We start from the raw sequence: 20,066 nt of genomic DNA, 5'->3' as shown, positions 1-20,066 counted from the left end.
CCACCGTGTCCTGGTGGACCTCTCTTTGTGACGCACCGTCACACACTACGTCCCCGGTCCGTCGTGCACCGGCCGGGACACGGAGGTCCGGTAGGCCCGCCGCGGCCCGGCCGTCGGCGGGGCCTATGCCCTCGCCACCAGGCGGCGTCCGCCCGCGACCACGCCCGCGAGGAGGAGCACGGCACCGACGTGGAACACGGTACGCAGGCCGAAGTGGTGGGCGACCAGCCCGCCGAGTACCGTGCCCACGATCGCCCCGCAGCGCACCAGCAGCTTCTGGGTCATGGTCACCCGGCCCAGCAGACGGTTGGGCACCAGGTTCTGGCGCACGGTGGTCGCGTTGACCCGCCACGCGGTCGTCGACGCACCGTAGAGCAGGACGAACACCCCGGCCGGCAGCCATGCGTCGACCAGACCGAGGCCCAGTGACGCCACCGCAGCGATGACCAGCGACCCGAGCAGAAGGCGCCCCCTGCCGAACCGGTTCGCCCAGCGCCCCACCAACACGGAGCCGATCAGCGCGCCCAGACCGAACGTCGCCACCAGCAGGCCGAAGCCGGTGTCGCTCAGGCCGAGCTCGGTCCGGGCGAACAGGATGCCGATCGCCACCTGCGACATGCCGACCATGTCGTAGAGGGCGCTCAGCAGCGTGATCCTTCGCAGCAGGAGCTGCTTCCACAGGGCGCGCAGTCCGTCGGTGAACTGCCGCAGCAGCAGGTGCCCGACCGGGCCGGTGCTCTCGGGGGGCCGCTCGGCGCGGAAGCGTCCGCGGATCGAGAAGACGAGTGCCGCGGAGCAGAGGAACGACAGCGCGTCGACACCGAACGGCAGCACCGGATGCATGTCGTACAGGAGCGCGCCCAGGGGGTTGCCCAGCAGGAGGGTGGCGGTCACCGACCCCCCGGCCAACGCGGCGTTCGCCCGGTCCCGGTCGAGCCGCCGCACGGTCATCGGGACGATTCCGGCCGCCGCCCCGAGGTAGAACCTCTGCCCGAGATCCAACAGCGCGGTGGCGACGCAGATCACAGCCAGTGTCACATGCTCCAGCCCCACCATCACGGCCAGCCATGCCGCGACCAGGACACGCGCCGAGTCCAGAGCCACCATGATCCGGCGCCGGTCGAAGCGGTCCGCGGTCACCCCGGCGGCCACCATGACCAGGGGCCAGGGGAGCTGATCGGCCAGAAACACCAGGGCGATCTTGCGGGGGTCCGACGTCAGGTGCGACGCGAGCAGGGGGAGGGCCACGTAGCGCATGCCGTCGCCCAGGCCGGAGACGACCACCGAGAACCAGAGCAACCGGAAGTTGCGACTCAGTCCGAGTGGGAGTCTCCAGCGCACGGATCACGCTCCTGGGATCAGGTGTGAGGTGGTGTCACTTTAAGTGGTCACCCGGGAAGGGTCCCGGATGCCGCTCCCCCGGCCCGGTTCCTCGCCACGGCGGCGGACGGGTGCTGCGGTCAGGGCCTCACGCCGGAGAGACGCGGCGCGTGCCGGCGTTCCACTCCCCGGGTTCGGGCCCCTGCCGACCGGTGGCTGAGTTCCGGGGGGAGTTCGTCAGAGCTGTACTCGCGCTCCACGATCGCAACGCGCGATGCGGCAGCGGGCCGCCTTCAGCAGCCGGCGCAGCGGAGCGACTCCGTGGGCGGTCCTCTCCGCCTCATGGACAGCCCCTGTCCGGACAACACCACCAGCCTGCCCGGCACTTCCGAATGATCAACTACACCACGCCAGGGGACATGACGCCGCCGCCGTCCGCGACGGTGAGGCACCGTGGGTGACCGGCGGCGAAGTCCAGGGGCAGGAAACGCAGTTCGGCGCCCGTCTGGAGACACCCGCGCGAAGGGCCCGCGCTGCCGCGACCCGGGCCGGGGGCCACATCGGCGTCGACGGACACCGCCACCTGCTCGCCGCCGCAACCGCACCGGGCAGCGGAAGGACGCCGCCGTCGTCCTGCCCAGGAGCACCACCCTCTCTCCGCGGCCCAAGATGTGACGCTTCGTCACCTACGTCCGGCCGGTGTGAGGGGACACACTGCCCGACTTTTCATTTAATGGTCATTGAGTTTTTATCTCGAGCCTACGCCCGTGCGACGCACGTCACTTTCCTCCATTGCCGTGCGTGCACCATATGTTCTCTTTGGCTTACCGTTTATTCCGGGGGAGTTGCAATGGGGCCTACGGCACCCGTTAGGATCACGGCATGATTACGGCGCGGTCACCCATCGGTGTGCCGCGGGCCGGGAACTCCCGCGGTCCGCTGCACATGCTTTGGCTGGCCCTGCTCATCGTGGGGCTGGTGTACGCGCACGGCGTGAGCACCGAGAGCGCCGCCCATCACCTCTCCAACGGCGCGTCCTTCTCGGCGTCGATGTCGCCTCTCGCGTTCGACGGTCCTGCTGCTCCCTTGGGGGAGCCATCGCCGACGGCAGGGGGCGAGGAGCATGACAGCGCCCCCCACCCGGCCGAGGAGCATGACAGCGCCCCCCACCCGGCCGAGGACTGCATGCCCGTGCAGCCGCAGCAGGGCGCACCCTTGCACACCCCCTGCGCGAGCGTGTCGGGTGACACCGCACTCGCGGACCACGCGCAGTACCGGTCCCTCCTGGCCGAAGGCCGGGGAGGAGACCTGCCCCCGGCAGGCGAGAGAACGACGGCGATCCTGCGGACCTAGGACTCGGATCTCCCCTCGAGCCGTTCGGCAGACCGTTGAACCACGTGGCCGATAGGGGTCCCGCGGTGTGCCCGATGTAATTCGGGCCGACCGTCCCCGTAAGGTCCACGAAATTCGAACGGGCCACCGGCGGCATTCCCCGAGTGACCGATCTCTGTCCCTGCTTCCTTCTCTCCAGAGCCTTTTAGAGAAGGAAGATCCCGCACGGAGGAACTGTGTCGTTCCACCCGCTCGAAACCCTCGGCGCCACTGGCGCTCGAATGCGCGCCGTCCTCATCGCCTGCGTTCTCGCCGCTCTGGCGATCGTCGCCATCACCTGCGCCGACCATTCGCACGCCCATGAAGAAGGCCACGCCCACACTGCGACCGCGACACTGACGCCGAAAACGCCTGCCGCCGACGCACTCACCGACAACCGGCCGGCGCTGCCCCATTCCGCGGAAGTGTGCCTTGCAACGGCCCCGAAATCGAGGGCGGGGCAGGAAACGCCCTCGCTCAGGGCGGCAGCTGACGCTCCTGCCCTCGTGACCTTCGTCGACCCCCTCGGCGCGGCGCCCCCGGTTGCTCAGCGGTCTCGGTCCGGACAGCACGCCGTACCCAGTGGGCGCCGCACGCTCGCCGACGTGTGCTGCTGGCGGATCTAGAACTCGTCCGTGCGGCCGGGACGACCGGCCGCCGCCCGACGCTGCCCTCCTCGAGCAGGACTCTGCCCGGGAGCGCGGCAGGCGAGATGCGACCCGATCAGCCATCTACGAACGAGAGCTCACAGATGTCCACTCCCGCTCATGCTGCGACCACACCCCCCACGCGCAACGCCCTGTCCGGACTCGTCGGCAACACGCCCCTGCTCCGGGTGGCGGAGCCCTTCACCCAGGACGGACGTGGCTTCTGGGCCAAGCTCGAAGGCTTCAACCCCGGCGGCATCAAGGACCGTCCCGCGCTCCACATGGTCGAGCGCGCCCGTGCCCGGGGCGACCTGCGACCGGGTGCAAGGATCATCGAATCCACCAGCGGCACCCTCGGTCTCGGGCTCGCACTGGCCGGCATGGTTCACGGCCACCCGGTCACCCTCGTCACCGACCCCGGACTGGAGATGTCGATGACGCGGCTGCTGGCCGCGTACGGGGCACAGGTCAATCTCGTGTCCGAGCCCCATCCCACCGGGGGCTGGCAGGAAGCCCGACGCGAGCGCGTGAAACAGCTGACGGCCCAGCACCCCGGCTCCTGGTGCCCCGACCAGTACAACAACCCGGACAACACCACCGCCTACACCCCACTCGCCCTGGAACTGGCCGCCGATCTCGGCCACATCGACGTGCTCGTGTGCAGCGTGGGCACCGGCGGTCACTCCGCTGGCGTCTCACGCGTCCTGCGCCAGCTGTACCCCGGACTGACGGTCGTCGGCGTGGACACCGTCGGATCGACGATCTTCGGACAGCCCGCCCGGCCACGGCTGATGCGCGGCCTGGGCTCGAGCATCTACCCCCGCAACGTCGCCTACGGCAACTTCGACGAGATCCACTGGGTCGCTCCGGCGGAAGCGGTGTGGACCTGCCGGCAGCTTGCCGCCTCCCACTACGCGACCGGAGGCTGGAGCGTGGGCGCGGTCGCGCTGGTGGCCGGATGGCTTGCACGCACGCTGCCGGGGGACGCGCGGATCGCGGCCGTCTTCCCCGACGGCCCCCAGCGCTACCTGGGCACCGTGTACGACGACGACTACTGCGCCGCGCACGGCCTTCTTGAAGGCCCGCCACCCCTGGAGCCGGAAGTCGTCGGGCGGGCGGACGAGAAGGAAGTCTCCCGCTGGACCCGCTGTACGACGGTCGTGGATCCCCTGACGCTGCCGGCCGGCACCGCGCAGACGGAGGACGTCCTTCCGGCCGATGCGTCCACCTCGCAGGACGAGGCAGAGGACGAGCGGCGGTGAAGGGCACCCTCGCACAGGTCCGTTCCTACGAACGGAGCGTCCAGCTGCTGATGGTGAACCAGTTCACCATCAACCTCGGCTTCTACATGCTGATGCCGTACCTCGCCGCCCACCTTTCCGGGACGCTCGGGCTGGCCGGATGGATCGTGGGCCTCGTCCTGGGGGTACGGAACTTCAGCCAGCAGGGCATGTTCCTGGTCGGCGGCACCCTCGCCGACCGGTTCGGCTACAAGCCGCTGATCGTGGCCGGCTGTGTCCTGCGCACCGTCGGTTTCGCCACCCTCGGTCTCGTGGACTCCCTGCCCGCCCTCCTGGCCGCCTCCGCAGCGACCGGCCTGGCGGGGGCACTGTTCAACCCGGCCGTCCGCGCCTACCTCGCCGCAGACGCCGGGGAACGGCGTGTCGAAGCCTTCGCCCTGTTCAATGTGTTCTACCAGGCGGGCATCCTGCTCGGCCCGCTCGTCGGCATGGTGCTGACCGGCGTCGACTTCCGGGTCACATGCCTGGTCGCGGCCGGAATCTTCGCGCTGCTCAGTGCCGTGCAGATCCGTAGTCTGCCCGCACGCCGGGCAGACGAGGCGAAACGGACGGGCGGCGGACGGGGCGTGCTCTCCCAGTGGCGTGGAATTCTGGCCAACCGCCCCTTCCTGCTGTTCTCCACAGCCATGATCGGCTCCTACGTCCTGTCCTTCCAGGTCTATCTGGCGCTGCCCCTCGAAGTGCGGCGGCTGGGCGGACAGGGCACGTTCGGTACGGGCGCGGTCGCGGTGCTCTTCGCCGCCTCCGGCCTGAGCACGATCCTCCTCCAGACGAAGGTGACCGCATGGTGCAAAGCCCGGATGGCACCCGGCCAAGCACTCACCTATGGATTGCTCACCATGGGCGCCGCGTTCGTCCCTCTGGTGCTCGCCACCGCCGTGCCCGTACCCGAAGGCGGGCCGGCCCTGTGGTTGCTCGCCGCGGTGCCTCCCACCCTTGCCGCGCTGCTGCTCGCCCTCGGCACGATGATCGCGTATCCGTTCGAGATGGACACCATCGTCCGCCTCTCCGGTGACCGGCTCGTCGCCACCCACTACGGGCTCTACAACACCATCTGCGGTATCGGCATAACGCTGGGCAACCTGCTCACGGGAGCCGCACTGGACGCGGCCCGCGCGGCCGGCATGCCGGCTCTGCCGTGGATCTCCCTGCTCGCCCTCGGTCTGGTCTGTGCCGCAGCCCTGTACGGGCTGCACCGCACCGGTCGGCTCTCACCTCCCGTGCGCGAAGCGCACACCGAACCGGCAACAGCCTGACGAACCAGCCCTGCCGAGAGGGGCGGGCACCCGATGCCCGCCCCTCCTCGGCCGCGTCCGCTTCTCCCAGGAGCCCCCATGCCCACTCCCGCCCAGCCGTCCGTCCCCGGCGTACGGCTCCGGCCATTCCGAGCCGTCCGCTACAACCCCGCGACCGCAGGGGACCTGGCCCACGTCCTCTGCCCGCCCCACGACGACGTCGGCCCCTCCCGTGCCCGTGCACCGCGCCACCGTCGCCACCACCTGGCGCGGCTCGTGTACTCGTCAGATCCCGGGACCGCTGCCAGGCAGCGGTTGGAGCGCTGGATGCACCGCGGCATCCTCGTCCGCGACCAGCGCCCCGCCTTCTACGTCTACCAGCAACACCTTGGCGCGAAGATCCTGTTCCGCGGCGTCATCGGCGAACTCGACCTGCCGACTGCCACCCCTGCCGCAGTTCTCCCCCACGAGGACGTCCAGGCCCACGTGGTCGGGCAGCGAGCAGCCCACATGCAAGGTCTGCAAGCACAGCTCGAACCGCTGCTGCTCACCTACCGTGCCCCGGGGGCCCCGGGGCCGGCCGCCATGGACGACATCACCCGACGCCCGCCACTGGCCGCCGCCCGCATCGGCCTGATCACGCACACCGTCTGGGCCTGCACCGACCCCCGCGAACAGGCCGCCGTAAGCCGTCACCTGGCCGGCGCCGGCGCGCTCATCGCCGACGGCCATCATCGCTACGCGGCCTGCCTCCGGCTCAACGACCGGCACCCGGGCGGACCGTGGGCACGAAGCCTGGCACTGCTGGTGGACCAGACGGCCCACCCGCTCCAGCTGAAGGCGATCCACCGGGTCGTCCCCGGCCTGGAACCCGACAAGGCCATCGCCGCAGCCGCCGAGGCGATGCGCGTACGCCCACTGCCCGAGGGAGCCCGGCACCCGATGCCCGGCGAACTTCTCATCACCGCAGAAGGCAGGGCCTGGAGCCTCACCGCCCCGGACCCGCGATCCCTCGACGCGGCACTCGAGGGGCATCCCGCCGAATGGCGGGATGTGCCCACCGCCGTGTCGGACCACCTCTTGATGGACCTGACCTGGTCGGTACTCGACCTCCCCGGAGGCGTACACCACGTGCACGACATGCGTCACGCCGTTGCCTCCACGGCGACACCAGGCAGCGGAATCGCCGTCCTGCTACCCGCGGTCAGAGAGGAATCCGTCCGCACGCTCGCCGCTGCGGGCGTACTACTGCCCCGCAAGACCACCTCATTCGGCCCCAAACCGACCGCCGGACTCGCCCTGCGCGTCCTCGACGCCCCCTGATCCCCGGTCGGCCGGGTTGGTCCTCAGTCCGCCGACCGGATCGTGCCAGGCGTTTCCGGTGCGGTGCGTGGCGGGTCCTGGACACGGTGCCGACGCCATTCGCGCGGAGTGACGCCGTAGGCCGCCCGGAACCGGTGGGTGAAGTGGCTGGGGCTGGTGGATCTGGCCCAGGAAGAACTCGAGGACACCCTGCTGCCGTCTCTGATGTGCGGCGGCTGGTCCAACTCCCGGATCCTGGACCTACCCGGCACACCGCGTGACTCGATCAGCGGTGGGACCGTACGCCGGGAAACACCCGCCGGACCCTGGCCGACGCATTCGCCACCATCACGCCCGCCCTGGTGCACCCTGGCGCAACGTATCCGGAGCCGCGGGTGCTCCGGCGCACCTTGTACTCGTGGGCGTTCAACAAGAACGCGTGGGCCCAAGAGCCGAGCGAGGAGTGGCGGCAGGCCCTACGCGGCCATGCGGCCGGCGGAGGTCATTCACCTCCGGCTCGACCAGTGCCACCTACCCAAGACTGGATGGGGAGTGCTCAACCTGTCGGGCGGTGTCGTCACCGCGGGAAAGGACTGGACGGACGACGGCGCGGCGTACGAGGTGCACTCGCTCAAGCGCCGCGCGGCAACCGCAACCCGGCCTGTGCCCATCTCGCCGCAGTTCGTGCGTAGGCTCCTCGTGAAGATCGAACGGTTGTTGGTCGGCACAGGGGCCCTGACCGATTTTTCCCCGTGGCAGCGGCGAGTCGGCGCACAAACGACGGGCGGGCCTACAGGTCGGCTCGGGCTGTGCGACGGCATGACTGACCATGATGCCGATCTCGGCCATGCGGTTCGAGACGCCGGCACCAGCGTGCGGCCCGTCGTCGGGCAGAACGACGAGGGTGCCGCCTCTGAGGCCGTACGGTTCCGAGCTCGTCGACAACTGCACGGGCCGCCCGTCGGTGAGGAACTTGTACACGGTACGGACGGGCAGGAGGTCCCCCTCGGCGACGCCGAGCCGTCAGCTCACCACGACCCACCACGAGATCAATTCATCAGACACGGCCTGGCGCCCGCACTGCGGGCGCCAGTTACTCGTCGTCTTCCTCGTCTTCGTCGTACCAGCCTTCGATCATGCCGACGAGTCGTTCGTCGATCGGGTTGTCGAACTCGTCTTCGGTGGCGAGGAGTCGGCGCAGCGTGTTCAGGGGGTACCAGTCTTCGCCGGGCTTGGCGTCGGGTGCGCCGACGCAGGGGGTGTCCAAATATGCGGAGTCCGGGACCGCCGGATAGAACGCCGGGAGCAGGCCGAAGGTGACGTCCGGTTCGAACTTCCATACCCAGCCCTCGCGCCGTCGGCGCAGGGTCTCGCCGATGTACCACACGGCACCCTGGATGAAGGGGGAGCGGCGCAGTGCGGTGATCTCCTCCGACTCGGCGAATTTCTCCTTGACCAGGCCTTCCAAGGCATCGAGGGAGGCGTCGGAGAAGTCGAACCTGTCGACGCCGCCGGCTTCCCGAGCCCAGCGTTCGAAGGCGGCCTGGCGTTCGGTGAGCCAGACCAGGAGGTCGGGGTGGCGGGTGGAGTCGTAGTCGGAGTGGAGTGTGGTCATGGCCAGAACCTACCGAACCGCGCTGCCCGCGCAGGATCTTCGCGGAGTCATCACACGGAGTGTCAACAACGCGCTGTACGCGCGGTGTTGACGGCGGTGGCCGCTGCGCGTGAGAACGCCCACTGGGACAAGCGGACCGTGTGGCAGGAGATGGTGAAGTCCTTCACCAAGGGCGACTTCACCTACGAATGGCCCCTCGGCGACGGCCGGATCTACACGTTCTTCGTCGGCGGCATCGACTTCGCAAAGGTCCCCAAGCGGAACATCACCGGCGTCGAGTTCACCGCCCAGCACCGTGAACTGCCCCGCGCGACGAAGGACTCCGTGCGCACGGAGACCTCCGCCCGCGACAGCGACACCGCGTTCCTGGGCGGCAACGGCGCCGCCCTGACAGATGACGGGCCCGACCCGACGCCGACCGACCCGAGCGATCCGCCCACGTCGCCGGGCCCGGACCCGACCAAGCCCGGCAACGGTGACACCGGCGGCAGTGGGGGCGTGACGCCTCCGGCGAACCGGCCGGACCCGGACGGCGGCCTCGCGACACCGGATCGGGCACCCCGATCGGTCTGATCTCCGGCATCGCCGCGGCGATCGCCGCCACCGGCGCGGCCCTGGTGTGGTGGATGCGGCGTCGCCGAAACGTCCAGGAGTAGCCTGAACGAGCAGCGCAAACAGGAAGGCCCCACCCCAGTCGGCGGTTTCTAGGAGTCGTTGCAACACCCCGGCTCGAGGGGTGCGATGGACTTCGACGACCCCTAGAAGCCGCCAGTTCGTCCCGGGGTGGGGCCCTTCCCATGTGTGCTGGGTGACGGCTGACCAGACGCCCACGCGGGATCGACGTCCGGTCGTGGGCCCGGTGCCAGGCCACAGCCCGGATCGGCAATGCCACTCCGCCTTGCGACGTTCCGGAGAGTCGGTCTACCGTTCCGGAGAGTCGGTCTGCCCTGTACGGGCGCCCCGGATATCGCACGGCAGGGGGCGGCCCGGGTGGTCCTGGGCGAAGTCGCTGCTGATGTCACCGGTCGTGTCCGCCATGGCTTCGCTGGTGATGCGGATGTATCCGGAGAACGGCCGGTCGATGTCCTCGACGATGAGCAGGGAGCCGGTGAAGAGCGCGGCTAGGACGCACAGCAGTATGACGTGCGAGGGCCTGCGTCTGCACGGCAATCCGAAGGCGAAGGCCCCGATCGTTGCGGCGAGTGCGATGGTCATGAACCAGAAGAGGGTGGGCGGAATCGCCGGAGAGGCCTCGTGTAGCCGGGTCTGGCGGGCGGCGGAACGCTGGTCGTCGACGTCGACCAGTATTTCGAAGGTATTGGCGTTCTTGTGGGCCAACTCCTTGAAGTGGCGGCGGAAGTCCGACGACCAGACGGAGGCCTCGGAGTCCATCCGATGGCTCTTGTCCATCTGCGGCCATTCGTACGCCAGGATGGCGCGCGCATAGCAGACGGCGGCGGCCTGCAGCCGTTCGCGCTGGGGCTCCGGGGCGTAGTCCGCCACCTCATAGAGCTGGTCGACCCGGTGGGCCTCGGACGACGCTGCCTGGCTGGCGGTGTCGTACGACTGCGCGGCCATGACCATGACGAAGGCCACCAGGAGGACAGCGAGCGTTTTCAGGGGGTCGCGGACGGATGTCTCATCGCCGCCCTCCAGCGCTTGTCGGCACCGGTAGTGGTTGGCAGCCAGGCCGATCACCAGTGCGGTCGCGATCGCCGCAATGGTGCTGATCGTCAGCATGTACTCGGGCTTCCGGGGCCAGCGGCCAGCTCCTCCAGGAGCTCCAGCGACAGGCCGACTTCGGACACCGGCATCGACTTCACATGGGTATCCTCGATGTCTCCACCTGTCCTGGCAAGCGACACACTCAGGCTGAAGGTCCGGTGGGGTGCTCAGAGGGGGATGTCAGCCCCAGAGCTCCGTCGTTCTCGTGATCGGCCCGGAGCAGCTGGGGAGTGATGGTCGGTGGCAGCGAGACCGAGGTGTTCTGAACCGAGTTCCTGCGCCACTTGCGCGAACGCGGTCTGACCGGGATCCGCCTCGTGATCGGCGACCACCACTCCGGCCTGGTAGGGCGGTCCGCAAGGTCATGCTCGGTGCCGCCTACCAGCGCTGTCGCGTTCATTGAAGCCGTAGAGAAACAAGGTGTCGCTTCCGTCTGCTGGCGTCGTTGATCTGGTATGGCGTTTCCGGAAGGGGTGCGCGGTCAACTCGCCGTGCATTCGAGGTGTTGCTGCCGCATCTGAACGAGCGGCAGCGCCGGTTGATGTGTGCGACGGAGGCCCGGCTGCTCGGGCATGGCGGGATCCGGGCCGTCGCCCGTGCCGCCAAGGTGGGCGAGACGACGGTCCGCCGAAACCCTCAACGTGCTCCGCACTCACATCCATCAGCATGACCGGACAACGATCGGCACCGATCACCAGTCACAAGATCTGAGGCTGTAGTACGAGTGCGCGCCGGGCCGGCCAGAGCGTCCAAGTGGGGAGTGTAAAACGATCGGTGTAACTCCTGATCAAGGAAGATGCATCGATGACCAGCGACAACGTGACCGAAGCCGAGTCCGTCGAGGCGGCTGAGCCGCAGCCGGCGAAGGGGGTGGACGACCAGCTCATCGATGAGCTGGTCGGCCGCGCCCAGGCCGAGGGCCTGCAGCTGACCGGCGAGGGCGGGCTGCTCCAGCAGCTGACCAAGCGGCTCCTACCCCATCCCTCAGGAATCAACGCACCCGCCCGGAGGTGAGCCGGTCCCGAGACGCGGGGCATGCCTGTAGGTCGGCGGCTTTGTGGACGTTGAGTTTGTCCCAGATGAGCGTGATCGGGCCGCCGAGCTGCGCGACCGCGGTGACATACGCGGCGGGCACCACGGCACGGCCCGGATGAGGGCCGCCCGCCGCACGTCGTAGTTCACGTCAGGTACTCGGCGTCGTTCACGCCGAATTGTCCCGCCGTGGGGCGTGCCACAGGCCGTAGGCATACGGCTCGGGACAGGCACCCCTGCTCCAGTCCACCCAGTACACGCGCCCGAAGAAGGTCCACCAGGGCCGCCGGACGCGGACCACCACGCCGACGCGCCCGGCCTCGGTGAAGTGACTGACCGTGTCTCCCACCTGAAATACCGTCGCTTCCACAACATCCCCCTGTGCATGGATGCCCACCTCTGGACCACATGAGCGGGCAGACTTTCCAGATATGCCGAACAGACCCGGGTGCAGTCCGGTGCCCGGGGTGGCCATAGGCTCCCCGGGCACCGGATGCCCGAAGGTACGTGGGTGATCAGCTGTTGGTCCCCGGCAACTGCTGTGTGACGCCGAGTGCATGGGGATTGAAGACCGTGGCGCCGACCGTGGTGATGGACTGGCCGTTGGAGCGAAGAGTGGTGAGGGAATTCTGTCCCTTCTGGGGGGCGCGGATGGTCAGGTCGGCCTTGCCGTCACCGTTGACGTCTGTCAGACCCAGGGAATCTCCGAAACCGTCGCCCGGTTCGTCGTCGCCGGGGACGCCCGGGCTGCTCTGGGCGTACTGCTGGATTTTGAACGAGGTGTTGGGCCCGGCAGCGGTGCCGTACAGCACCGTGACGGCGCCGGTTCCTTCCACCCCGTTGATGTCCTTGCCCGGGGTACCGATCGCAAGGTCCGCCTTGCCGTCCCCGTTGATGTCCCCCAGACTCAGCGAATATCCGAACCGGTCCCCGTTCGGTGATGCGCTGCTGGGGATGTTGTCTGTCCCCTGAGTGATTGTCCTCCCGTAGTACGACGGGCCGGAGGCGGATCCGTAGCGGACCGTGACCTTGCCGCCCGGGACTGTGCCCGGGGGGTAGTGCCCAGGCACCCCGGGGTTGTCGCTGTCGTCCCAGGGAAGACCGACGACGATGTCACCGTAACTGTCACCGTTGATGTCGCCGATGGCGACCGATTCGCCGGCAGGCAGCGTCCGCGTATGAGGGGGGACGGCGAGGCCAGCAGCCGTTCCCGGCACCCAGAAGTGTGTGTCGCGCACCTCGTTGGCGGCGGACATGCCTCTGGCAATCAGATCGTCCCGACCGTCGCCGTTTGCGTCACCCGCGGTGAGCCCCTCCACTCCGCCCAACGCCGTCGAGATCGGCAGCAGTCGGCTGCTGACGCTACGGCTTCCGGGAGACGGAGACAGGTTGTCGTACGTAAAGACGACGTTGCTGTGCCCGGTCGCCACGAGATCGCTCCGGCCGTCGCCGTCGAAGTCGCCGGCGGTCATCGTGTATCCCCAAGAACTTACCGTTGTAGAAGGCCGGGAGATGGCGGTGCCACCGGTGAGTCCGCCCGGCGAGCCCCACAGGACGAAGACGCGGCCGACGAAGCCTCCCTCATGCGGCGCGGATACGGCGAGGTCGCTGTATCCGTCGGCGTTGAAGTCCCCGACCGCATGCGCGTAGCCGAAGCGGTCGTCCTCCTCGGCCTCATCGGCCATACCGGGGGTGTTCTGCGTGATGACCTGGCGGCGGCTGAAGGACAGACCATCAGCACCCCCGTAAAACGCAGTGATCTGCCCGGCCCTCGTTTGCCCCGAAACAGTAGCGTTGGGGTTTCCCACAGCGATGTCCGCACGGCCGTCCCCGTTGAAGTCGGGCTTGGCGGCGGCCGGAGTCGGGGTCGGGGCCGGGGTCGGCCCCGAGGTCGCGGCCTGGGCCAGCGCGGATTCGGGTGCGGTCAGGGCCGATCCCGGCACCGCAGCCGACCCCGTCTCGGCGACCGCAAGCAGGCCGCCTCCGAGCGCAGTGACCGCCCCTGTGGCCAGGCTCAGGCGGATAAGTCGTCGCATGTCGTGCTCTCCTCAGTGGTCGGTTCGTTCAGGGATGGTGTGGGCGATGCCCCGGCGCCGGAACCAGGTCAGGGCTTGATCAAGTTCAGTGAGGGTCCGGGGTGTTGAAGATGCCCAGGATCGGGAGTGCTCGCCCCGGTTCGTCGCGGATGGCTCGGGTGGTCTTGGCGATGTTGTCGGCTCCGAGGAGTTTCAGCGTGCCGATGGCGAGGTTGCGGAGGGTGGCCATGGCGCGGGGTGCGGTGCCGGTGTGCACGGTGGAGACGTCGTCGACGAAGGTGACATCTCGGATGTGGTGCGAGGAGTTCTCGATGCCCCAGTGCCCGCGGATCGCGGCGGCTAGGTCGGCGGGCGTGGCTTGGTGGGCGTCGAGGCTGGTGACGGCGTGGACATTCTCGCGCGTCTCGCGCCGGCTGGTCTTCTCGCGCCGGCTGGTCTTCTTGCGGCGGCGGTGGACGCGGACGGCGAGTTTCGCGTGGGGGAAGGCGATCCCGCCGAGTTCATCGAGGATGGCGCAGGTCTTGATCGAGCCAGCAGCACATACCGGCGGCCCAGATGGTCGAGGCAAGATGCCTGTATCCACGCTCGGCCGGGTGGTACCCGTCACCGACGGTCATTGCCTCGCCCCATTCCCGCCTCGAAGAGAGGATGGACATGACATCCACATAGGGCACACCCATGGCGGTCGTCAGTGCCGAGAAGGCCTCGCTCAGGCCTTCCAGTCTCCGTTGATGCCCGGCGTCGGCGACGGGAGTCGGCGAAACCACCAGTGTGTCGATCCCGGCGCTCGATGCCGCGCCCAGCAACCTCCGCAACGCCGCCACGGACTCAGCCGTGGTGGATCGCACGCGTCCCCCTGCAAGATCCGTATCGTTTATCCCGCCACTGACAACGAGGTGACCTTGCCCCTGCGGCAGCCGCGCCAGAGCCTCGGGAAACCTCTCCGCGATCAACGGTGTTGTCTGCCCCCGGATGCCCAGGTTGTAGGCGGTGAGGTCAACTCCGGCCCCGGCCGCCAACCGTGGCACATGCCCTACCCATCCGCGATGTGTAGGGTCACCGACTCCCAGGACGATGGAGTCGCCGAGGAAGCAGACTCTCCGGCTCGTCGCTGAAGCCGGCGCGATCGGAGCGGTGTCCTGACGTGGACGTTTCCTGCGCCCTCCGTACGAGTGCCGGCTGCGAGTCACAGCGGGTTCCATCCCTTCGTCCATCTCCGTTCTCGATTCCTCTCAGCGGTGCCGTTCGCGCCCGCGGGTCGACAGACCGCTCTTGCCGGCGACGGCATGCGGTGCTCGGGCAGTCCGTGCGCCGATGTACCGGACGGCAGTGGTACTCCGGCGCTCAGGGGCAGGTGTAGGTGAACTCGACGGCCGCCGGGGACACGCCCGAGGGCGAGTCGATCCTGAGCTCCGCCCTGGCCTCGTGGCGGCCTCGGCCACGGAAGGTCCACAGCAGGTGCAGTCGCGTCTCCCGCTGCCCTCGGGTGACCGTCTCGAGCAGGGTGCCCGACGTGGTGCCGTCGCTGCGCAGCCAGTGGTAGGCGAGGGTTCCGGCATGCCCGTCGGTCCGCACGACACCGACGATGTCCGCCGTGCCGCCACAGGCCGGCACCGTAGCCGCGGTCTCCACGGACACCTCCTCGACGGTGAGGGACGGCTCGAGCCGCTGCGCCAGGAGGTAGCCGGACACGGCGACGAGCGGGACGAGAACCAGAGCGCACCCGCGCAGGCGTCGGCGGCGGGGTGTGCTGTGCCGTGAGCTCCGCGCGCGCCCGGGAAGGGGCTCCTGCCACGCGGCGGGCACGGTGTTTCCGCCCGCGTCGGTGGCCACCGGTCCCGTGGGCTCCCGTCCGAATCGGAGGACTTCGGCGTTCGTTCGACGAGGCGCGGCTGCCACGGGCCGTGGAGGTCCCGACCGACGGTCGGTGGTTCCCCGCTGGCCGCCGTCCGGGGAACTCGGGAGGCCGTACGGGGGCGCCGCACGGTCTGCAGGCGGCGAGGGGGCCGTGACCGCGGGTTGGCCGGGGTGCGGCAGCCGCACCGTGTGCACCTGGCCGCCGTCTCCGGACCCCGTCGGTACGGTCGGCGCATCCGGTGCCTCGAACCAGGCGTCGTCCAGTGCCGTCGCGCTGTAACCGTCGTCGCTCGCCGTGCCCGCGCGGCCCTTCGCCCCCGGGTCTCGAGCCGCCCCGGGGCCGGGGAACACCGTCATCGGACATCACACCTCTGCGTCACTATCTGCCGAGAGGTGTCGCCGGCAGCGGACGCGGGGCTTGCGGCGGCGACGCCCCAGTAGCAGGCGTTGTCGCGGAAGTCGTGCGAGGCGGTGACGGTGTAGGAGTCCTCGCCGCTCAGCCGGAACGTCTGCGAGGCGCCGTCCTGAGCCCCCAGGGTGCCACCCTTGGAAGAGGCGTGCCAGGCGACGGTCAGGGTCACGGGTCCCGTCCCGCTCGTACCGACCACGATGGAGGCGTCCGCCGTCGTCAAGCCCGACTGGCGCAGCGTCGCGACGGACAACGAGGTCACCTCTGCGGCCGGTGGGGCGGGCAGGGTGCTTGAGGCGGGCGGCGGCGCGGTCTTGGTCGTCGCCGGCGTGGACGACGACATCGACGCCGACCCGATGGGCCGAGTCGTGTCGGCGCCCGGGGTCCCGGCGGCACCAGGTGATTCGCCGGCCACCAGCGGGGGGTCGGAGGCCGAAGGCGAACCGGTCCCGGACGGTGACGCGGTTGTGGAGGCGCTCGGCGATGACGATGGCATCCCCGACCCGGAGCCCGGCACGGGTCGGTCGGTGATCGGACTGCTGACCACTCCCGGGCGGGCCCGCGTGGTGGCGGCGGACTCGGCAGCCGCCTGCTGGTCGCCGCCGTCCGGCAGCAGAAAGGCCAGCACCGACGCAAGCACCACCCCGGCACCGGCCAGCGGTCCCCGCAGACCGGAGCCAAGCCGCCCACCGGACCGCCCGGACAGCACGGTGGTGGCCAGCGTGGTGCTTCCGGTGGGCGGGTGGGGAACCGGAGGACCAGTCGGCAGCAGCAGGGCCGCCAGAGCCGCCAGCCTGAGCCGTCCTTCCTCCTCCCATTCCGCGCCGTAGACCGTCGCGGCCACCTCCTCGAGCTCCGCGAGGAAGGCTTCCGCCGTTTCAGGCCGCTGCTCCGGGTGCTTGGCCAGACCCCGTCGGATCAGCGTACGGACAGGCTCCGGGGCCATGTCTGCCGGGATCTGCGCGCTCATGTGCTGGACCGCCAACTCGATGGCCGTCCCACCGGCGTACGGATACTCACCCGTCAGGCACTCGTAGAAGGTGGCCGTGGCGGCGTAGACATCGGTCGCCGGGGAGGCTGCCAGGCCGTTCCACTGCTCAGGTGCCATGTACAGGGGAGTCCCGGCAACGCCGGGGGCGGTGCCCTCGCGTACCGCGATCCCGAAGTCGACCAGCTTGGAGGTCCCGTCCGCGGCCACCAGAACGTTCTCCGGCTTGTAGTCGCGGTGGATCACACCGGTCCGGTGTGCGGCGGCGAGGCCGAGCAGCGATCCCTTGAGGACGGTGAGCGCGGCCTCCGGGGCGGTCGCGCCCTTCCGGCGCAGCAGCGCGCGCAGGGAGATGCCGTCCACCAGCTCCATCACGATGGCGGAGCCCTGCGGGCCCTCGACGTACTCGTGGAGGCCGACCACATATGGGGAACCGAGGGCGGCCAGCAGCCCGGCCTCGTTCCTGAACTCGCGCAGGAAACGGGGATCCGCACGCAGTGCGTCGCTGAGGTACTTCACCGCCACCGGGGTCCCGGTGCGTTCGTGCACGGCCCGCACGACGCGGCCGCTGCTCCCGGACCCCAGCTCCCCCGACTCCGAGTACCCGGGAACAACCCACTCCTGCATGTGTACGCTTCCTTCTCTTCGGGAACGACCGGTCACGGCCTCACCTGGTGTACGCGGTCGTTGCTGGTGCGCGGTTGGTGGAGGCGCATGCATCCGCCCCAGACCTCTGTTGCGGGCCGGCGATGCCGGTGTCCGCGGATTTCGGGTGGCCCGACCGCCTCACGCGCCGGTGCCCCTCGGGTCGGGTGGGACTGTGGCCGGTCCCTCTCACCCGCCGCCCGGGTCGACGCCCCGCCGCCTGCGGTCCGTCGGTGACCGATGGACCGCAGGCGGAGCGGCCCCGCGGGGAACGCTCACGCGGGTCCCCTCACCACATGCGGTGTACAGCGATGCGGACCTGGAACTCGCCCCCCTCGCCCACGAAGGTCCGCGTGTAGACCGCGGTCCCGTCGGGGGCGGATATGTCGCGCGCCAGGCCCGCCGCCGTGAAGGCGAACTGCCGGGTCTGGATGTGGTTGTCGAACGCCGGGTCCTCCGAGTACAGCGCCACGGAGAAGTTCAGCGGAGCCGTGGTTCCCCATCGGCTTTCCGACCAGGCGTCCCCGTCCCGCGGATTCAGATCACCGGACCTGTTGACGTGGACTCTCTTGGGTGCGATGACCCGGGAGTAGTGGTCGAACATCGCGGTGTCGCCCGGATCCAGGTCTCCGACCGTGTCGGTGTACATGACGTTGTTGCCCCCCGGTGCGGTGTCCACGACCTTCGCGTAGATCTCGTCCTCGTACCAGTCGGTGGCACCGGTCTGATCGATGCACTTCACCCAGTCGATCTCGAACAGGTACTTCCGGCTCTCCGGCGGTATCGGGTCCGCCGCCGCGGGTCCGGCGGCAGTCAGGCCCAACAGGAGCGCAGCCGCAGCCGACAGGCCGGCCGTCTTCCGCCAGCGGGTGGATTCCGTTGCTGAGTTCACTGGAAGGTTCCTCTCACCAGCTCGTGTTGGAGAAGTCGTGTTGGCCGGCGCTGATGTCCGCGGACTGGAAGATTCGGTCCGGTTGCGCGGCGCGGGCACTGACCACCTCGGTTCCCCGCCACTGGATGTGGATGCGCTGGGAAGTGATGTCGAGTTTCGTCCAGCCCCGGCGCCGGTGGTACATGTGCAGGGGCAGCGCGTCGAGCACGACCCGACTCCCTGCCCAGTCCCCCTCCAGGTCACCACCGGAGGTGATGGAGGAGCTGATGATTTCGGGGGCTTTGGTCGACAGTCCGTCAAAGTCATCGAAGACGCTGTCGGCGCCGCCGAAGTGAACATCACCGGTCAGCACGACAGGGTTGGCCACCCTCCTGTCGGACCACTGCCTGATCACCCGGCGGCGCTCTGCCCGATAGCCGTCCCACGAGTCCGATGCCTTTTCCGTCCCCGGCCCTCCGTGGGTCCAACCGGCCATGACGACCTGGTTGACCAGCAGGTCCCACCGGGCCCCGCGGTAGCTGTCGCCCAGCGCGGCCAACTGGTCCGGCCCGAGCATGTATCGGTTCTCCTCGAACCGCCGGCCCTTGTCCTGACGCGAGCGGAACTGCCGGGTGTCGAGCAGGTGGAGGTCTGCGAGGCGCCCCCAGTTCAGGGTCTGGTAGCTGTTGGGCATGAGGCTGCGGACCGGCCTCATCATGAACGGCAGGGGGGTGTTCTCCCAGTGGGCCTGCAGGGCGTTGTGCCGGCGTTCCCAGAAGGTGCCCGGGCCGCTGTTGGCTGCCGCGTCCTCCAAGTAGTCGGGCGTGCTCCCGGCCCAGTCGTCGTCCACCTCGTGGTCGTCCAGGGTGAGGACCATCCCCGCGGAAGCCCGCATCGCCTGCTCCTGGGGGTCCGCACGGTACTGGGAGTGCCGCAGCCGGTAGTCGGCCAGCGTGAAGCACTCCCCGGCGGGCAGATGGCTCCTCGCCTTGGAGCCGTAGCCGGGGTTGTAGGAGTCCGCGTAGGTGAAGTCGCCCGTCGCGATGACCACATCGACCTCGTGGTCGGCGATGTGCTCGTAGCAGTGGAAGAAGCCGTGCTCGAAGTTCGCGCACGAGATGACGGCGGCCGTCATCGCGGACGGGTTGCTGTTGGCGGCGGGGGCAGTCTTCAGCCGCCCCACCGTGGACCGCCAGTTGCCGTACTCGAACCAGTAGAACACCGCCGTTGCCTGGGGGAGCGCGGCCACCTCGACGCGGGCGCTGTGCCCGTTCCCACTCAGGGCGTACGCCGTTCCCTCGGCGAGGACGCCGCTGCCGTCGCGGTTCCGCGCGACCTTCCAGCGGACGGGGATGTCCCCGTCGGGCATGCCCGCTCTGCCGTCGCGGGCCAGGGGGAGGATGGCGAGCCTCGTCCAGATCACGTTCCTCAGGGGGCTGCTGGCCACCCCGAACTGGAAGGGGTTGATGTTGAACGTCGGCTCGATCACCGCCGCGGAGGCGGAGCCCTGGAGGATTTCGGTCCCCACGAACCCCGCCACCCCCACGGCGGCGGCAGCCCCCGCCCCTCGGAGGAATCGCCGTCTGTCCAGTGGACTCACACTGTTCTCCCGTCAAACGTCATGGGCTTTCCATCGAACGGTTCCGCTTCTCGCCAGGCCGGCCGTCCCGCGGAATCCCAGCCCGCGAGGCGCGCGAGCGGAACGGACGGCG

The 20,066-nt window shown here is 69.4% G+C and carries 18 protein-coding genes and 4 pseudogenes; 9 read left to right on the top strand and 13 right to left on the bottom strand.

Annotation, left to right across the window (positions count from 1 at the left end):
- Nucleotides 1-123 precede the first annotated feature (123 nt).
- Nucleotides 124-1,341 (bottom strand): MFS transporter, encoded by a 1,218-nt coding sequence (locus FEF34_RS02170; RefSeq protein WP_138051603.1) that lies wholly within the window; start codon nt 1,339-1,341, stop codon nt 124-126.
- Between the two features lie 861 nt (nt 1,342-2,202).
- Between FEF34_RS02170 and FEF34_RS02165 the strand changes: the two genes are divergently transcribed.
- The 5 genes from FEF34_RS02165 (at nt 2,203) to FEF34_RS02145 (ending at nt 7,197) form a co-directional block, all read left to right on the top strand.
- On the top strand, nt 2,203-2,673 hold the full coding sequence (locus FEF34_RS02165) for a hypothetical protein (protein ID WP_138051602.1): 471 nt from the start codon (nt 2,203-2,205) through the stop codon (nt 2,671-2,673).
- Between the two features lie 215 nt (nt 2,674-2,888).
- Nucleotides 2,889-3,317, top strand: a complete 429-nt coding sequence (locus FEF34_RS02160) for a hypothetical protein (RefSeq protein ID WP_138051601.1) — start codon at nt 2,889-2,891, stop codon at nt 3,315-3,317.
- Nucleotides 3,318-3,442: 125 nt separating this feature from the next.
- Nucleotides 3,443-4,600 carry a PLP-dependent cysteine synthase family protein gene (locus FEF34_RS02155; protein WP_171052784.1) on the top strand — a complete coding sequence of 386 codons (1,158 nt, stop codon included), beginning with the start codon at nt 3,443-3,445 and terminating at the stop codon, nt 4,598-4,600.
- Nucleotides 4,597-5,895 (top strand): MFS transporter, encoded by a 1,299-nt coding sequence (locus FEF34_RS02150; protein WP_138051599.1) that lies wholly within the window; start codon nt 4,597-4,599, stop codon nt 5,893-5,895. Before FEF34_RS02155 ends, FEF34_RS02150 begins: the two co-directional genes overlap by 4 nt.
- A 78-nt stretch (nt 5,896-5,973) precedes the next feature.
- A complete protein-coding gene (locus FEF34_RS02145) occupies nt 5,974-7,197 on the top strand; it encodes a DUF1015 family protein (protein WP_234042224.1) in 1,224 nt (407 codons plus the stop codon).
- Nucleotides 7,198-7,220: 23 nt separating this feature from the next.
- Here FEF34_RS02145 and FEF34_RS44110 read toward each other — a convergent pair whose 3' ends face one another.
- The 3 genes and pseudogenes from FEF34_RS44110 to FEF34_RS02125 form a co-directional block, all read right to left on the bottom strand.
- On the bottom strand, nt 7,221-7,385 hold the full coding sequence (locus FEF34_RS44110) for a helix-turn-helix transcriptional regulator (protein ID WP_407698335.1): 165 nt from the start codon (nt 7,383-7,385) through the stop codon (nt 7,221-7,223).
- 589 nt (nt 7,386-7,974) lie between these two features.
- Nucleotides 7,975-8,199 (bottom strand): annotated as a pseudogene (locus tag FEF34_RS42435) (hypothetical protein); the annotation flags it as partial.
- Between the two features lie 70 nt (nt 8,200-8,269).
- Nucleotides 8,270-8,791, bottom strand: a complete 522-nt coding sequence (locus FEF34_RS02125; protein WP_138051597.1) for a hypothetical protein — start codon at nt 8,789-8,791, stop codon at nt 8,270-8,272.
- A 96-nt stretch (nt 8,792-8,887) separates the two neighbouring features.
- Between FEF34_RS02125 and FEF34_RS02120 the strand changes: the two genes are divergently transcribed.
- Nucleotides 8,888-9,364 carry a hypothetical protein gene (locus tag FEF34_RS02120; RefSeq protein WP_138051596.1) on the top strand — a complete coding sequence of 159 codons (477 nt, stop codon included), beginning with the start codon at nt 8,888-8,890 and terminating at the stop codon, nt 9,362-9,364.
- Between the two features lie 348 nt (nt 9,365-9,712).
- On the opposite strand, the gene FEF34_RS02110 is transcribed toward FEF34_RS02120, so the two are convergent.
- Complete coding sequence (locus tag FEF34_RS02110; protein ID WP_138051595.1) at nt 9,713-10,531, bottom strand: bestrophin-like domain; 819 nt, start codon at nt 10,529-10,531, stop codon at nt 9,713-9,715.
- 200 nt (nt 10,532-10,731) lie between these two features.
- Here FEF34_RS02110 and FEF34_RS44455 point away from each other — a divergent pair.
- The 3 pseudogenes from FEF34_RS44455 to FEF34_RS02100 all read left to right on the top strand — a co-directional run.
- Nucleotides 10,732-10,916: pseudogene (locus FEF34_RS44455) on the top strand (transposase); the annotation flags it as partial.
- Between the two features lie 55 nt (nt 10,917-10,971).
- Nucleotides 10,972-11,147, top strand: a pseudogene (locus tag FEF34_RS44105) (ISAzo13 family transposase); the annotation flags it as partial.
- Between the two features lie 173 nt (nt 11,148-11,320).
- Nucleotides 11,321-11,491 (top strand): annotated as a pseudogene (locus FEF34_RS02100) (transposase); the annotation flags it as partial.
- A 226-nt stretch (nt 11,492-11,717) separates the two neighbouring features.
- On the opposite strand, the gene FEF34_RS02090 reads toward FEF34_RS02100, so the two are convergent.
- From FEF34_RS02090 to FEF34_RS02055, 8 genes are all read right to left on the bottom strand, one after another.
- A complete protein-coding gene (locus tag FEF34_RS02090) occupies nt 11,718-11,897 on the bottom strand; it encodes a hypothetical protein (RefSeq protein WP_138051593.1) in 180 nt (59 codons plus the stop codon).
- Nucleotides 11,898-12,063: 166 nt separating this feature from the next.
- The gene (locus FEF34_RS02085; protein ID WP_138051592.1) at nt 12,064-13,584 is read right to left on the bottom strand and encodes an FG-GAP and VCBS repeat-containing protein; all 1,521 of its coding nucleotides are present in this window, start codon (nt 13,582-13,584) and stop codon (nt 12,064-12,066) included.
- A gap of 85 nt (nt 13,585-13,669) precedes the next feature.
- Nucleotides 13,670-14,152, bottom strand: a complete 483-nt coding sequence (locus FEF34_RS02080) for a hypothetical protein (RefSeq protein ID WP_234042223.1) — start codon at nt 14,150-14,152, stop codon at nt 13,670-13,672.
- A complete protein-coding gene (locus FEF34_RS02075) occupies nt 14,085-14,786 on the bottom strand; it encodes a GDSL-type esterase/lipase family protein (RefSeq protein ID WP_234043039.1) in 702 nt (233 codons plus the stop codon). Before FEF34_RS02075 ends, FEF34_RS02080 begins: the two co-directional genes overlap by 68 nt.
- 142 nt (nt 14,787-14,928) lie before the next feature.
- Nucleotides 14,929-15,276, bottom strand: a complete 348-nt coding sequence (locus FEF34_RS02070; RefSeq protein WP_138051590.1) for a hypothetical protein — start codon at nt 15,274-15,276, stop codon at nt 14,929-14,931.
- Nucleotides 15,277-15,794: 518 nt separating this feature from the next.
- Complete coding sequence (locus tag FEF34_RS02065; RefSeq protein ID WP_138051589.1) at nt 15,795-17,465, bottom strand: serine/threonine-protein kinase; 1,671 nt, start codon at nt 17,463-17,465, stop codon at nt 15,795-15,797.
- A gap of 307 nt (nt 17,466-17,772) precedes the next feature.
- Nucleotides 17,773-18,375 carry a hypothetical protein gene (locus tag FEF34_RS02060; protein ID WP_138051588.1) on the bottom strand — a complete coding sequence of 201 codons (603 nt, stop codon included), beginning with the start codon at nt 18,373-18,375 and terminating at the stop codon, nt 17,773-17,775.
- Nucleotides 18,376-18,388: 13 nt separating this feature from the next.
- Entirely contained in the window at nt 18,389-19,882 is a 1,494-nt protein-coding gene (locus FEF34_RS02055) for an alkaline phosphatase D family protein (protein ID WP_171052783.1), read from the bottom strand.
- Nucleotides 19,883-20,066 lie beyond the last annotated feature (184 nt).

This window comes from Streptomyces marianii (assembly GCF_005795905.1).
In the GTDB taxonomy this organism is placed as follows: Bacteria; Actinomycetota; Actinomycetes; order Streptomycetales; family Streptomycetaceae; genus Streptomyces; species Streptomyces marianii.
The sequence above is the reverse complement of the archived record's forward strand: the minus strand, read 5'-3'. Positions and strand labels throughout refer to the sequence as shown.